The sequence below is a fragment of the Colwellia marinimaniae genome, assembly GCF_002207865.1.
GTDB classification, from domain to species: Bacteria; Pseudomonadota; Gammaproteobacteria; order Enterobacterales; family Alteromonadaceae; genus Colwellia; species Colwellia marinimaniae.
Genome location: NZ_BDQM01000012.1, coordinates 102,074 through 116,758, shown reverse-complemented (window position 1 = coordinate 116,758; position 14,685 = coordinate 102,074). Strand labels below are relative to the sequence as shown.

The window sequence follows — 14,685 nt, the reverse complement described above, 5'->3', positions numbered from 1 at the left end:
TACGTACAAAAAGATCACAGGTAAGAGTTGAGAATAATACAAAACCTCATATATGGAGCTAAGGGGATACCCCTTATACAAACACAGCTATTAAATATTTATTTTTACTATGTCTGAATCTTTACTTTTAAATAGCATCGGTGAATTTATGATCACACGTAGATTTGCTAAAAGGACTATTCAAACTTACATTTATTGGATCAAGCGATATATTATTTTCAACAACAAGCAACATCCATCAAAACTGGGTAATAAAGAAGTTGAACAATATTTAACTTACTTATCCAACGAAGAAAATGTTGCACCAGGGACACAAACAATTGCCCTTAATTCATTAGTATTTCTATATCGTGAGTTTTTAGGATCCCCTCTGTCATTGTCATTAAATTTTAATAAATCGCAGCGACAAGCTAAATTACCCGTGGTATTAACTAAAAGTGAAACCGCATCTTTGCTCAGCTTGGTTGATACTCAACATTGGCTATTAGCCAATATTATGTATGGTAGCGGGTTAAGACTTATGGAAACTGTTAGGTTACGAGTACAAGATATAGATTTTGACTATATGTCAGTTTTGGTTTGGCAAGGAAAAGGCGGCAAAAATCGCAGGGTGACTTTAGCAAAAGAATTAGTGGAGCCATTAAAATTACAAATAGATCTCTGTAAAAAATATTTCGAATTAGATAGCAATTCGACGCATTATCAAGGAGTTTGGCTGCCCTTTGCTTTAAAGAAAAAATATCCAACAGCGGCTAAAGAGTTTGGTTGGCATTATTTATTCCCTTCAGCAAGATTAAGTCGTGATCCTCACGACAATAATAAAGTTCGTCGACATCATATTGACGAAAGCTCATTACAAAAAGCAATTAAGAAATCTGCTAAATTAGCACACATCGAAAAGGTCGTCTCATGCCACACACTACGCCATTCATTTGCCACCCATTTATTGCAACGTGGCGCTGATATTAGAACAGTACAAGAACAATTAGGCCATAGTGATATTCGCACAACACAAATTTATACTCATGTGATTCAAGCGGGAGCCAATGGTGTCCGTAGCCCTTTATCTGATTTATAGTCAATGATGATAAATTCGCAGGGCTAAGTAATAGTGCAATGTAGATGAAGGTAATACCAATTCCAATAAGTTTCTTCCCACTCAGCGAGAATTAAAAGTCTTAGAGGCTAGGCATTGATTGTAGATAATGGTTACTCCCTTATCAAAATCAATAACGCAGCATGTAAGCCTTTTAAACTCGCCCTTCGGGAGCTTTCCAGCGATTCGGTAACCGCACAGAATTTCTTTCATATAGAGTGACTATATGCAAAAAAATTCTATTTGTTCTCAAACCGCTGGCAAGTTCTGAGTGGGAACTAACTTAATGGACTTGGTATAAATCACAAAAAACGCGACCCAGATAACTGAGTCGCGTTTTGGTTTTTAGCTAACGTACCTAGCTAGCTAACATAACAAAAAGTGTATTAAGCTATGTTAGTTACACCAGCCATATAGGGTTGTAGTACCGTTGGGATATTAATACTACCATCGGCTTGCTGGTAGTTTTCTAAAAGGGCAACTAGGGTACGCCCTACGGCTAAGCCTGAGCCGTTAAGAGTATGTAATAATTCTGGTTTATTGGTTTCACTATTTCTAAAGCGAGCTTGCATACGACGTGCTTGGAAAGTGCCCATATTCGAACAAGATGAAATTTCACGATACGTATCTTGTGCCGGCAACCATACTTCTAAGTCGAAGGTTTTCATGGCACTAAAGCCAACATCACCACTACATAATGCCATGGTACGGTAAGGTAACTCTAGCTTTTCTAAAATAGCTTCAGCGTGGCCCGTTAACTCTTCAAGAGCGGCCATTGAGTTTTCAGGTTTAACCAATTGCACCATTTCAACTTTATCAAATTGATGTTGGCGAATAAGTCCACGAATATCACGACCACCAGAGCCCGCTTCACTGCGAAAACAAGGTGTGTGTGCGGTCATTTTAATCGGTAATTCACTCTCATCAACAATTTCATCGCGATAAATATTAGTCAAAGGCACTTCTGAAGTGGGAATTAATGAGAATTTTTTACCTGACAACTCGGTATGGAATAAATCCTCACCAAATTTAGGTAATTGTCCCGTACCATATAACGAGGCAGCATTCACTAAATACGGTACGTACATTTCTACATAACCATGTTCTTCGGTATGTACATCGAGCATAAATTGCGCTAAAGCACGGTGTAATTTGGCGATTTTACCACGCAGAACAACAAAACGTGTTCCCGCTAATTTGGCACCACTTTCAAAATCTAAACCTTTATCGATAGCGAAGCCTAAATCCACATGATCTTTAATTTCAAAATCAAAAGTGCGTGGTGTGCCCCAACGCTTTAACTCTACGTTGTCATCTTCATCTTTACCATCGGGCACTGATTCATCGAGTAAATTTGGTATCGCGCTAGCGATAGCATCAATTTTAGCTAATACGTCATCTTGCTCCGCTTTTGTCGCATCAAGTGACTCACCTAGCTGACTTACATGAGCAAGCAAGGGCGCAATGTCTTCGCCACGGGCTTTCGCTTGGCCAATAGATTTTGAACGTGAGTTACGCTCACCTTGCAGCTCTTGCGTTTTTATTTGCAGTGCTTTACGTTGCTCTTCTAATGCACTTAACGTCGCGGTATCTAATTCAAAGCCACGTTTAGCCAGTTGTTGAGCGATATTGTCTAAATCAGTTCTAAGCAGTTTTGCATCAAGCATAATTGTTCACATTCTTGTTTATAAAGTTATTAAAATCGTATTAATTCAGTATAAGCCACGTTTGTTCTATATAAGCTATGGCTATTCAACCCGCGCATAAGGTATATCTGCGGTTATTTAGTTAAAGCTGTCACCATAAACATTCCCAAGCCTGCGGCGCCAATACACAGTGCCACATTCAGTAAAATATTTATCGCCGCTTTTAACACGTCGCCTTGCTGCAATAATAACAAGGAGTCTAATGAAAATGTAGAAAAGGTGGTAAATGCACCCAAAAAACCTATTCCTATTAAGGTTCTATGAACACTAATATCGATAATTTCGCGCTCGATTAGCTGATATAACAAACCCATAATAAATGAGCCGCTGATATTAACCATCAATGTAGCAAAAGGGAAACCTTTTCCAAGCCAATTTAGCACTAATTGTGAAATATAAAAGCGTAAGCTGGCCCCACAGGCACCACCAATGGCAACAAAAGCATATAAAGTAAAGTTACTAATAGCGCTGCTCATGGCTATCCCTATTAAGCTGATTCAAGTAATCGAGTTTTTCTTTGAGTTTTTTCTCTAGGCCGCGTTCAGTTGGCTGATACAAACTAGTGTGTGAGCTATCCCCTTTAGCTAGCGCTTCTGGAAAATAGTTTTCTCCGGCGGCAAAGGCATTCATTTCATCATGGGCATAGCGATACTCACTACCATGGCCAAGTTCTTTGGTGATACTGCTGGTAGCGTTTTTTAAATGTAAAGGTACCTCTAAAGTACAGGTTTGCTGCGCTAATATTTTTGCTTTATTAAAGGCTTGGTACACCGCATTACTTTTAGGGGCTAGTGCCATATAAACGATAGCTTGAGCAATGGCCCGCTCACCTTCACTGGGGCCAACGCGATGAAAAGTATCCCACGCATTAAGTGCCAGTTGCATCGCCCGAGGATCGGCATTACCAATATCTTCACTGGCAATGGCAAGCAAACGTCTGGCGACATAAAGGGCATCACCACCGGCGGTAAGAATTCGGGCATACCAATAAAGTGCAGCATCAGGACAAGAGCCACGCACTGATTTATGAAAGGCACTGATTAAATCATAAAAAGCATCACCACCCTTATCATAAAGGGCAATTTTACTACCGGCGACTTGGGCAATGAGTGCCACAGAAATACTTTTCACCAAGGTTTTTTCTTTGCCAAGCCTGCTCTGTTCACTTTGCTGCTCACCTTCTTGCACAGCAACTGGCTGACTTGCTTGTTTAGTCGCCTTATTGGTTTCTTTACTGGCAATGGATTTAACGACAGCGCTATCAAGGCAATTTTCCAGTAAATTAAGCAAGCGTCTAGCGTCACCATCACTGCGATTAAGTAAACTTTGTCTAGCATCTTCGCAAAGCTCTATCACTAATCCTTGTTCTTTCTCACAAAAACTAATGGCGCGTTGTAAAACTTGTACTAAGTCATCTGCCGTTAATTTTTTTAAGGTGTATAAACGTGCTCGCGATAACAAGGCTTGGTTTAACTCAAACGCAGGGTTTTCTGTGGTCGCACCAATAAATATAATGGTGCCATCTTCAATATGTGGTAAAAACGCATCTTGCTGTGCTTTATTAAAGCGATGTACCTCATCAACAAAGAGTACCGTACGACGTTTATTTTTCCCCTGACCTTGGGCACGTAGTTTAGCTTTATCAATGGCAATACGGATCTCTTTTATACCCGAAGTTACCGCCGATACTCGCTCTATTTCAGCGTTAGCATGCTCGGCAATGATTTCAGCCAAGGTGGTTTTGCCACTGCCCGGCGGTCCCCAAAAGATAAGCGAGTGACAATGGCCTTGGCTAATGGCTAGCGCTAAAGGAGAGCCCTCAGCAAGGATGTGTTGCTGTCCGACATAATCGGCTAAGGTTTTTGGTCGCATTTTCGCGGCAAGCGGCATAAAACTTTGCACAGCAGTATTCTCACCCCTGGTAGCATAACCACTGCTGGAATGGCTTTCAGTAGCGGCTAGCCCATCGGCTTCGCTGGTAAGGTCAAACAGTGAATTTTGCTGATCATCACTTTGCCCTAAGCCTAAAGATGAATTATCGCTGGTCTTCAAGTCTTACACCTTGAGGTAAGCTAAAGCTAAACAATGAGGCTTCTGGCTTATCTGTACTATTAAACTGACTTAAGCTAATTTGACTAATTTGTCCGGTTGCATCTTGAAATGAAAATTCGCTTAATTGCTCAGTTTTTTCACCCGCACTATCCACAACAGTAAAGCTGATGGTTAACCGCTTAATTTGGCTGTTTTTATCTTTTGGCGTGACAATAAAACGTTCAGCCCACGGCTTATTAGTTTTCGGGTCAGCATCCTGTGCCAAAGCAACAGTACGTTCTTGAACAACAGTGTACTGTTGCCAAAGTGTCGCATCATCACTGATTAACAATAAAATGGGCGTGTTATGAATGGATTTAGCTAAGCTATACGCACTGGCTTGTTCAATGAAGGGGTCATAAAACCACAAGGTATTACCATCACTAACAATTAAGGTTTCATCCGGAGTAACGGTCTGCCAATACACCAGGTTAGGTTTACTAATAGCAAGTTTACCTGTGCCTTGTTGTAATAATTTACCTTGCTCATTGAGAATTTTTTGGCTGAAATTAGCGCTAAAAAAAGCCAATTTACCCAGTTTAGTCATTAAACGTTGTTTCGCTTCGCTTGAATACTCTGCTGACGAGGCACTTTTTTCTAACTTGACATCGCTAACCTTAGCTTCATCAGCCAGAGGTTGAGCGGCATAAACCAAGCCTTGAGAAAAATGTAGTATTGGCATTAATAAACTTGCCAATATAAGTGTTCTGATAACAGGCTGTTTCGTTGACTTATTTTGCATTAAGGGGTTTGGCATCAATGTATTTGGCATAGTTTTACTTCTAATAGAATGAAATGTACCAGCACGGTTGCTAGTACAGATATAGTTAATAAGTGCAGTAGTTAATGTATTAGTCAGGGTAAATCGTTATACATCACGAACTGGCGGTGGCGCCAATACTTCACGAGCGCCGTTATTACCTGGTGTTGAGACGATACCTTGATTTTCCATTTGTTCCACAATTCTTGCCGAGCGGTTATAGCCAATTCTAAATTGTCTTTGTACACTAGAAATAGACACTCGACGTTTTTCAGTAACAAAGTTAACCGCGTCATCATATAGGGCATCAACCTCTTCAGCATCGCTGCCTTCGGCTTGTTCACCGGGTAATAAAATATCTTGCTCGTTTTCCCCTGAGAGTATTTCATCAATATAATTAGGCTCGCCGCGCGATTTCCAATCTTTAACCACAGCATGTACTTCATGATCATCAACAAAAGCGCCATGCACACGTGTTGGTATACCGGTACCTGGTGGTAAATAAAGCATATCGCCCATACCTAATAACTGCTCCGCCCCTTGTTGATCTAATATGGTACGAGAGTTTAGACCCGACGATACTTGGAACGCCATACGGGTGGGAATATTGGCTTTAATTAAGCCGGTAATAACATCAACCGATGGCCGCTGTGTCGCCAGTATTAAATGAATACCGGCAGCACGGGCTTTTTGCGCAATACGGGCGATAAGCTCTTCAACTTTTTTACCCACTATCATCATCATGTCAGCAAATTCATCAACAATAACGACAATGCTTGGCAGTTTTTCTAAGGTCGGTGGTGTTTGATCCAAACTATCGGTTGGCTGCCATAAAGGGTCAATAATAGGTTCACCCTTAGCAATCGCCTCAAGCACTTTCTTGTTGTAGCCTTTAAGGTTACGCACACCCACCGCTGACATCACCTTGTAACGTCGCTCCATTTCACCGACACACCAACGTAAGGCATTAGCGGCATCTTTCATATCGGTAACCACTTCAGTCAGTAAATGCGGAATGCCTTCATAAACAGACAGCTCCAACATTTTTGGATCTATCATGATCATACGCACATCTTCTGGCGTCGATTTATACAGCAAGCTGACAATCATGGCATTAACACCAACAGATTTACCTGAGCCGGTCGTACCCGCAACTAATAAATGGGGCATTTTACCTAAATCGACCACCACAGGATCACCGGCAATATCTTTACCCAAGACCATAGCAAGAGGCGATGTTGATTCTTTAAATTCAGCACATGAGATAACTTCACTCAAATAAACAATTTCCCGGTGTTTATTTGGCAGCTCTAAGCCAATAACCGATTTACCCGGGATGACTTCAACCACACGGACACTAATGGCCGATAGGGCACGGGCTAAATCTTTCGATAAACTGGTAATTCTACTTACTTTAATACCCGGCGCTAAGTCTAATTCAAAGCGCGTTATAACAGGCCCTGGATAAACCGAAACTACCTGGGCTTGGATACCAAAGTCGAGTAACTTGGCTTCTACTAAGCGGCTAACTTGATCCAATTCATCTTGATTAATCGGATTTTTCGCTTTATCTGGTCGGTCAAGTAAATCAATAGAGGGCATACCCTTAAACTTACTTGGGGCAACAGCAACTAAATTAACCTGGCCATTCTCGCTGGTTATATTTTGCTCAACGGGCGCAATAGTTGGTGCTTGCAAGTCATCCGCAACATTGGGTTTATCAACTTCAGCGAAAGCGGCGGTGATTTCTTTTTCGCTAACATGCTCTTGCACGTTACCAATACTGGCTTCACCCATTAGATCAGCAATATCAATAAAGGGCTCACACTTATCATCAACGGGCTGTACATTAGCAAGCTCCTCTTCGTCAATACGAAAAGACTCAGGCAATTCAATGCTAGCTGTTTTGGCATGCTTTGCAGTAGGTAACGGTTCTGCCGGACTAAGTGCTTCTTTATCACTGGCTTTATTTTCTACCGAGTGGTTTTTACCATGACCTACTGCTTCATCGTCTTTATCATCACTGCTGGCAAAATGCGTTTTAATAAGCTTAGGAGCGTTTACTAGCCACAGTGCGCCAACAATGGCGTATTGACCAACACTGTCAATAAACTTAAGCCAAGAAAAACCCGTTAATAAGACAAAACCGGCACAGGTAAATAGCAGAAACAATAAGGTAGAGCCAACAAAAGAAAAGTACGGCAATAAAGTTTTACTGAGCACATCCCCTAAAATACCACCGGCAGAGAAGTAAAAAACATCATCAAAGTTCATGCTCGCCAGTGATGTTACACCGAGATAGAACATGAAAAAGCCAATCAACTTTAGCCCTAAAGTTAAATAGTCTAGCTGCATTAACTGATGAAAACGTTGAAACAATAACCAACCGACAATTGCAATAACAAAAGGTAAGCTATAGGCGATAAGTCCAAAAAGATTTAAAAACAAATCTGCTAGGTAAGCGCCAACCGCGCCACCTAAGTTGCGCACTTGTGTTTGATAACCTGTTTGTGCCCAGCCGGGATCGGCGGGATCAAAACTAAAGAGTGCCAACATAATAAACATGGCAAAAACGGTGAAAAACAATAAGCCAGCTTCCAACAAACGTTGTACGCCTGTTAGCTGATTATTGCTCAATATATCAAGAGAGACATCGGTGTTTTCTGTAAGATCTGAAGACAATTAAAAGTACCATCGAAAATAAATAGGTAAAATTACCCATAGAGCAACTAAAGTATCAAATTAGCGCTTAGTTGACAGCAACAAATTACCATTAGGGTACGATATTTCCATCAACTAGGGTTTAATAGTCATGTTAACGGTTAATGGGTAGCATATTACTGGACTTTATCTCATCCATCACTACATAGGTGCGGCTGGCACTGACCGCTGGCAACCTTAATAAGGTATCACCTAAAAGCTGCCGATACGCCAACATATCTTTCACTCGCGTTTTTAGCAGAAAATCAAAGTCACCGGAGACCAGATGACATTCTTGAATAACATCAAGTTCATCAACCGCTTTAGCAAAATCATCAAATACATCCGGGCTGGTTTTGGTTAAGGTAATTTCAACAAATACTAATAAGGCAGCGTCAAGCTTATGAGGATTCAATATCGCTTTATAACCACTAATATATTTTTCTTTCTCTAGCCGCTTTACCCTTTCTAAACAAGGAGTTGGACTTAAACCAACTTGCTTAGATAGCTCAACATTAGAAAGCCGACCATTGATTTGTAATTCTACTAAAATATTTTTGTCGATACGGTCTAAAGGTTTGCCTAATAAATCACTCATTTTATATTACTCTGTTTTATTGGCCTTTTGCAGCATTATATATCGTAAGTATACAAATAACGACAGGTTATTCTACTATATTGTGACTATACTAGTCGCAAATATGAGAAGCACACGCAGTTAACACTTTGATAACAGCACAATGTGCTACCACAAACTTTGCTTAAGAGAGATTGATATGATTATTGGTGTACCAAAAGAAATTAAAAACCACGAATACCGTATTGGCTTAACACCTGCAGGTGTTAAAGAATTAATCGTTAATGGTCACCAAGTAATTGTTGAACATAATGGCGGTGCCTCTATTGGCTTTGATAATGAGCAATATATTACCGCCGGTGCAAAAATCGTTGATAACGCAGCAGAAATATTTGCCACTGCCGATATGATCATCAAAGTGAAAGAGCCACAGCCGGTTGAGTGTAGTATGCTTCGTCCAGGCCAAATTTTGTTCACTTACCTACATTTGGCACCAGATCCTAAGCAAACCGAGTTATTAGTAGCTTCAGGAGCAATTTGTATTGCTTATGAAACAGTTACCGCTGCAACGGGTGGTTTACCTTTATTAGCACCTATGTCGGAAGTGGCTGGTCGTATGTCTATCCAAGCTGGTGCCCATGCATTAGAAAAAGCACAAGGTGGTTTAGGCGCATTATTAGGTGGCGTTCCCGGTGTTGCTCCCGCTAAAGTACTTATTATTGGTGGTGGTGTTGTTGGTACTCAAGCTGCACGTATGGCAGTAGGTATGGGCGCAGACGTGACTATTTTAGACCGTTCTTTACCGCGTTTACGTCAATTAGATACTGAGTTTGATGGTCGTTTAAAGACTGTTTATTCCACTGCAGATGCTATGGATCACCTAATTGTTGAAGCTGACTTAGTCATTGGCGCAGTATTAATTCCAGGTGCAGCTGCACCTAAATTAGTCACTAGAGCACACATCAAATCGATGAAAAAAGGTGCTGTTGTCGTTGATGTTGCTATCGACCAAGGTGGTTGTTTTGAAACATCAAAAGCGACTACACATCAAGATCCAACCTATGTTGTTGATGAAGTTGTCCATTATTGTGTTGCTAACATGCCAGGTGGTGTCGCTCGTACGTCAACAATGGCGTTAACGAATGCCACAATGCCCTTTGCACTAACCATAGCAAACAAAGGTGCTAAACAAGCTTTATTAGATGATGAACATTTAATGGCTGGCTTAAATGTAGCGCACGGTAAAATCACTTACAAGCCAGTTGCCGATGTATTAGGTTATGAATACGTAGAGCCAAGCGTTGCCCTAAACGCATAAGGCTGAACTTAGCCTTAGCTAAAAAATAATGCGGTAAACATTAGGACAATCTTTTCGCTAGATTAGTCTTTTACCGTAAATAGCGCACTTTTGCTTACAGTTAAGCTAAAGTGCGTTTTTTTTAATTTATCTTATAACGAAGTAATTATTTACCCCCTTGCTTTATTTCCTTATCATGCCAATTAATACATAATACCAATCGGACTAACCGAGCAATCAATTAGTCAGATTTTCTATAAAATAAGTAGTTAAAGCTTAACTGCTTCGAAGTAATCAATTTTCTTGGAGAACCCATGAGTGACGTAAGACACTGTCCCCTACTAATTTTAGGCTCAGGCCCTGCTGGTTATACTGCTGCTGTATATGCTGCCCGCGCAAATTTAAAACCAGTAATGATTACTGGTATGCAACAAGGTGGTCAATTAACCACAACCACTGAGGTAGAAAACTGGCCAGGCGATGCGGATGACTTAACCGGTCCTGCCTTAATGGAACGTATGCAAAAACATGCGGAGAAGTTTGATACTGAAATTATTTTCGACCATATCGAATCAGTAGATTTTTCGTCTAAGCCTTTTAAATTAACCGGCAGCAGTGAATACACCTGTGACGCGTTAATTATTTGTACCGGTGCTTCGGCACAATACCTAGGTTTACCGTCAGAAGAAGCCTTTATGGGCCGCGGTGTTTCAGCGTGTGCTACCTGTGATGGTTTCTTCTATAAAAACCAAAAAGTTGCCGTTGTTGGTGGTGGTAATACCGCTGTTGAAGAAGCACTTTATTTATCAAATATTGCCAGTGAAGTTCATTTAATTCACCGTCGTGATACCTTCCGTAGCGAAAAGATTTTAACCGACCGTTTACATGCAAAAGTGGCCAACGGTAATATCACTTTACACACCCACCGCACTTTAGACGAAGTATTAGGCGATAATATGGGTGTGACCGGTTTACGTTTAAAAGAAACCAAATCGGATGCCACGGAAGACCTTGATGTGTCAGGCGTATTTATTGCTATTGGCCACAAACCAAACACCGATATATTTAAAGGTCAACTCGACATGAAAAATGGTTATTTAACCATTCAAAGTGGCACACAAGGGAACGCAACACAAACCAGTGTTGAAGGTGTCTTTGCTGCCGGTGATGTTGCTGATCATATTTATCGTCAAGCAATCACGTCTGCAGGTGCGGGTTGTATGGCGGCATTGGATGCTGAGCGCTATTTAGATGCACAAGAATAAATAGCTGCAGTTAAGACTTCTTTAGCACTGCATTTACTTATTGTACATTAATAAACCACTTGAACTTTAACCGTTTTAAGTGGTTTATTTATTTGTGTTCCTCCGCCGAAAAAAGTAATAGTAAGAGTCAGATATGAGTCAATTACTGTATCAACTTGATGATGCCAGTTTAGCGTTCCCGCCCCTTAATTCTGCACTAACCGAGCCAAATGGTTTACTGGCGATCGGTGGTGACTTATCTAGTGCTAGGTTACTGAGTGCGTATTCCCAAGGTATCTTCCCTTGGTATAGCGAAGATGACCCATTAATGTGGTGGTCACCCAATCCTAGAGCCATCATAGACCTTAACCAATTACGAATTAATCGCACCTTGGCGAAAGCAATACGTAAAGCGCCCTATACCATCACTCTCAACCAAGACTTTATTCAGGTTATACAGCTTTGTGCCGATGCGCCCTTTCGCCAAGACGAGACTTGGATACTGGATGATATGCAGGCTGCCTATATTGGTTTGCATCAACAAGGTCATGCGCATTCTATTGAGATTTGGCAGACAGACGAAAATAATAATAATAATAATGAGTTAGTCGGTGGTTTATACGGTGTCGCTATTAACGGTTTTTTTTCGGGTGAGTCTATGTTCTATAAACGCAGTAACACCTCAAAATTTGCCCTTATTGCCCTAGGACAATTACTCCAGAGTATCGGTATTAATTTTATTGATTGTCAGTTGCTCAACCCCTTTCTGGCAGACATGGGCGCCAAAGAGATAAGCCGTGTGGCTTTTCTACAAAAACACCAACAGGCGATAACTACGCGAGTGCCCGATGATTTTTGGCAAGCCCGAACCTTAACCCTAAATTAAAGTCTTTGTTGTAAAACACTGTTGTCTATAATGTAACACACTGATTTAAAGGAAGGTGTTGCTGATGTGATAAGATCGAGCTTCACAAGCATGGATGCTTGTGTAGAGTCCCATGGAGGGGTTTATGCGTCTCGGTCGTTTACTCAACAACACCAAACTACAACAGAGCCAAATTAAATGACTGATGTTAAGACAGAGCGTCATAATTTTAGTTATAATTAACCTTGATACTGATGTGAAATTGGTAAATTATCAATGAATGAAATTTCCTATAAACTGGGTATAAGTAAAATATTTCCCTGTAATTATTTACCTGATAAAGAAGAGCGGCTACTGATTGCCGTTGATGAACGATTAGCCAACAGTGAGAGTTATGCTTGGTTAATGACCCAAGGCTTTCGCCGTAGCGGTGAACAAAGCTATCGACCACACTGCCCTCAGTGTAATGCTTGTCAGTCAATTCGTGTATTAAGCAAAGAATTTAGCCCGTCTAAAAGCCAAAGAAGATCAAAAAAGCGTAATAATCATTTTATTATTAAACAATCTTCACAATTAAAAGACAGCTATTACCCCTTGTTTGAAGCTTATATTAATACCTTTCATCAAGAAGGCAGTATGTACCCCGCTTCTTTTGAGCAGTACCAGGGGTTTTTAAGCTGCAATTTAACCCAACAATTATTTATTGAAACCTGGGCACCGGCAAATGAGCAAGAGCAAGAGAAACTCGTCTGTGTTGCCGTAACTGATGTCTTAAGTAACGGCTTATCCGCTGTTTATACCTTTTATCACCCAGAATATAAAGCCCATGGTTTAGGGGTGTTTTCTATTCTCACCCAATTAAACTTTTGCCAACAAATGTCATTACCCTATTTATATTTGGGTTATCAAATTGATGATTGTCAAAAAATGAATTATAAAGACCGATATTTCCCCTTTGAGCGCTTTATTAACAGTCAATGGCAATTAAACAGCAAAGCTGTCGTTAATAACGCTAAAATCACTAAATAAAGTGCAGCAAGCCTTTACATTGGTCAAGCAATTAGGCATGATTCGCGCAGCTTTTTTATCTGCCAGAAAATATTACTATTCTAGAATAATTTCTTGGCTATTTGCACAACATTAGAGGTTTAGCGCCCCATGGCGAAAGAAGAAAATATTGAAATGCAAGGTACTGTTTTAGATACATTACCTAACACTATGTTCCGAGTTGAACTTGAGAATGGCCACGTCGTCACTGCACATATTTCTGGTAAAATGCGTAAGAACTACATACGTATCTTAACGGGCGATAAAGTAACGGTTGAATTAACGCCATACGACTTATCAAAAGGTCGCATTATTTTCCGCGCTAGATAAGCCAGAAAACACCTATTAACCTTAGGTTATTTCGAACCAATATAAAAAAACCAGCGCTCTTTTAGCTCGCTGGTTTTTTATTGTCTACGTTTTAACTTCAGTCTTACTTTGAACGCCTTGCTTTACCCGTAACCTTTAGGCTTTACCAGCAAAAGGTTTAGTGATTGAAAATCCTGCGTACTCCATGCCTGTTGAGCAAGCAACAAATTGCTCATTTTCTAAAAGTAGACTGGCAGCTATGCTATCGAATAATTAATGGCAAAATGCCACTGCTTTATCAAAATCATTCGTGCCAAGGGTGATATAAGCTATCATCTTTGTTCTTTAATTAAGCTGCCTTGGGCCTTTTTTGAACGATATTAGTGATATTAGTGATATTAGTGATATTAGCTATAGTCGTTTTTTTTGCGTTCTAATAACAAGCTATCAGCTTTTTTTCGAATTGCTCAGCACTAATAGTTAAGCCTGTGTTAGCAATGGTTTCATTGAGCTGTTGTAATCTTTTTTCGATGGTCGATAAGGTAATGGTATTATCATCTAGTTGATACACTTGTAATTGACTCTGATAGTAAAATGATAAAATGATCAGCGCGGTTTCTTCACCATTTTTACCGGCAAGTTTAATTTTTTTAAACTTACGATACACTAAGTTCTGTAGCTGTTTTACCCGCCACACGTAATATATCTCAGTAAAAAAATCACTGTTTTTAACCTTATATAAAAAGACACCATTGACAACGAGTGCCAAAATAACGCCAATTAAGTTGTAGCTAAAATTAGTCTCTGGCTCTACCGCTACCGAATCAATGGTCGCTTGCACTAGCGCAGTCACTTCACCAACATTGGAAAACAGGCTGATCAGCAGAGTACCAAAAAGCAATGACATCACTAATAATGAGCTGATAAAGCCCACAATAACAATATTTAAATGTTTTCTATATCGTGCTTTGTCTATATCAATTAATTGCATGT

The 14,685-nt window shown here is 40.2% G+C and carries 13 protein-coding genes; 6 read left to right on the top strand and 7 right to left on the bottom strand.

Annotated features, from left to right (window positions below):
- The first annotated feature begins 109 nt into the window (after positions 1–109).
- Positions 110–1,078 (top strand): integron integrase, encoded by a 969-nt coding sequence (locus MTCD1_RS09365; RefSeq protein ID WP_057180900.1) that lies wholly within the window; start codon positions 110–112, stop codon positions 1,076–1,078.
- A 404-nt stretch (positions 1,079–1,482) separates the two neighbouring features.
- Here MTCD1_RS09365 and serS read toward each other — a convergent pair whose 3' ends face one another.
- The 6 genes from serS to lrp all read right to left on the bottom strand — a co-directional run bounded on the left by serS (position 1,483) and on the right by lrp (position 8,951).
- A complete protein-coding gene (gene serS / locus MTCD1_RS09360) occupies positions 1,483–2,763 on the bottom strand; it encodes a serine--tRNA ligase (protein ID WP_057180899.1) in 1,281 nt (426 codons plus the stop codon).
- 113 nt (positions 2,764–2,876) lie between these two features.
- A complete protein-coding gene (gene crcB / locus MTCD1_RS09355; RefSeq protein ID WP_057180898.1) occupies positions 2,877–3,278 on the bottom strand; it encodes a fluoride efflux transporter CrcB in 402 nt (133 codons plus the stop codon).
- Complete coding sequence (locus MTCD1_RS09350) at positions 3,262–4,692, bottom strand: replication-associated recombination protein A (RefSeq protein WP_057180915.1); 1,431 nt, start codon at positions 4,690–4,692, stop codon at positions 3,262–3,264. Before MTCD1_RS09350 ends, crcB begins: the two co-directional genes overlap by 17 nt.
- A gap of 145 nt (positions 4,693–4,837) precedes the next feature.
- Positions 4,838–5,665 carry an outer membrane lipoprotein periplasmic chaperone LolA gene (gene lolA / locus MTCD1_RS09345; protein ID WP_231733011.1) on the bottom strand — a complete coding sequence of 276 codons (828 nt, stop codon included), beginning with the start codon at positions 5,663–5,665 and terminating at the stop codon, positions 4,838–4,840.
- A gap of 96 nt (positions 5,666–5,761) precedes the next feature.
- Positions 5,762–8,335, bottom strand: coding sequence for a DNA translocase FtsK (locus tag MTCD1_RS09340; RefSeq protein WP_082606485.1), 2,574 nt, complete (start codon positions 8,333–8,335; stop codon positions 5,762–5,764).
- 133 nt (positions 8,336–8,468) lie between these two features.
- Positions 8,469–8,951 carry a leucine-responsive transcriptional regulator Lrp gene (lrp, locus tag MTCD1_RS09335; RefSeq protein ID WP_057180897.1) on the bottom strand — a complete coding sequence of 161 codons (483 nt, stop codon included), beginning with the start codon at positions 8,949–8,951 and terminating at the stop codon, positions 8,469–8,471.
- Positions 8,952–9,129: 178 nt separating this feature from the next.
- On the opposite strand from lrp, the gene ald reads away from it, so the two are divergent.
- The 5 genes from ald to infA all read left to right on the top strand — a co-directional run bounded on the left by ald (position 9,130) and on the right by infA (position 13,713).
- Positions 9,130–10,248 carry an alanine dehydrogenase gene (gene ald / locus MTCD1_RS09330; RefSeq protein WP_057180896.1) on the top strand — a complete coding sequence of 373 codons (1,119 nt, stop codon included), beginning with the start codon at positions 9,130–9,132 and terminating at the stop codon, positions 10,246–10,248.
- A 293-nt stretch (positions 10,249–10,541) separates the two neighbouring features.
- Positions 10,542–11,492 (top strand): thioredoxin-disulfide reductase, encoded by a 951-nt coding sequence (gene trxB, locus MTCD1_RS09325; protein ID WP_057180895.1) that lies wholly within the window; start codon positions 10,542–10,544, stop codon positions 11,490–11,492.
- Between the two features lie 133 nt (positions 11,493–11,625).
- Positions 11,626–12,357: a leucyl/phenylalanyl-tRNA--protein transferase gene (gene aat, locus MTCD1_RS09320; protein ID WP_057180894.1), complete on the top strand. Its 732-nt coding sequence runs from the start codon at positions 11,626–11,628 to the stop codon at positions 12,355–12,357.
- 255 nt (positions 12,358–12,612) lie between these two features.
- Positions 12,613–13,365 carry an arginyltransferase gene (locus MTCD1_RS09315; protein ID WP_057180893.1) on the top strand — a complete coding sequence of 251 codons (753 nt, stop codon included), beginning with the start codon at positions 12,613–12,615 and terminating at the stop codon, positions 13,363–13,365.
- Positions 13,366–13,494: 129 nt separating this feature from the next.
- On the top strand, positions 13,495–13,713 hold the full coding sequence (infA, locus tag MTCD1_RS09310) for a translation initiation factor IF-1 (RefSeq protein ID WP_011043571.1): 219 nt from the start codon (positions 13,495–13,497) through the stop codon (positions 13,711–13,713).
- 412 nt (positions 13,714–14,125) lie between these two features.
- Here infA and MTCD1_RS09305 read toward each other — a convergent pair whose 3' ends face one another.
- Positions 14,126–14,683, bottom strand: coding sequence for a DUF3087 family protein (locus tag MTCD1_RS09305; RefSeq protein ID WP_057180892.1), 558 nt, complete (start codon positions 14,681–14,683; stop codon positions 14,126–14,128).
- Positions 14,684–14,685 lie beyond the last annotated feature (2 nt).

Excerpts from the sequence above, each read along its gene's own strand:
- MTCD1_RS09365 (WP_057180900.1), top strand. The coding sequence starts at position 110 with ATGTCTGAATCTTTACTTTTAAATAGCATCGGTGAATTTATGATCACA.
- serS (WP_057180899.1), bottom strand. The coding sequence starts at position 2,763 with ATGCTTGATGCAAAACTGCTTAGAACTGATTTAGACAATATCGCTCAA.
- crcB (WP_057180898.1), bottom strand. The coding sequence starts at position 3,278 with ATGAGCAGCGCTATTAGTAACTTTACTTTATATGCTTTTGTTGCCATT.
- MTCD1_RS09350 (WP_057180915.1), bottom strand. The coding sequence starts at position 4,692 with ATGCCGCTTGCCGCGAAAATGCGACCAAAAACCTTAGCCGATTATGTC.
- lolA (WP_231733011.1), bottom strand. The coding sequence starts at position 5,665 with ATGCCAAATACATTGATGCCAAACCCCTTAATGCAAAATAAGTCAACG.
- lrp (WP_057180897.1), bottom strand. The coding sequence starts at position 8,951 with ATGAGTGATTTATTAGGCAAACCTTTAGACCGTATCGACAAAAATATT.
- ald (WP_057180896.1), top strand. The coding sequence starts at position 9,130 with ATGATTATTGGTGTACCAAAAGAAATTAAAAACCACGAATACCGTATT.
- trxB (WP_057180895.1), top strand. The coding sequence starts at position 10,542 with ATGAGTGACGTAAGACACTGTCCCCTACTAATTTTAGGCTCAGGCCCT.
- aat (WP_057180894.1), top strand. The coding sequence starts at position 11,626 with ATGAGTCAATTACTGTATCAACTTGATGATGCCAGTTTAGCGTTCCCG.
- MTCD1_RS09315 (WP_057180893.1), top strand. The coding sequence starts at position 12,613 with ATGAATGAAATTTCCTATAAACTGGGTATAAGTAAAATATTTCCCTGT.
- infA (WP_011043571.1), top strand. The coding sequence starts at position 13,495 with ATGGCGAAAGAAGAAAATATTGAAATGCAAGGTACTGTTTTAGATACA.
- MTCD1_RS09305 (WP_057180892.1), bottom strand. The coding sequence starts at position 14,683 with ATGCAATTAATTGATATAGACAAAGCACGATATAGAAAACATTTAAAT.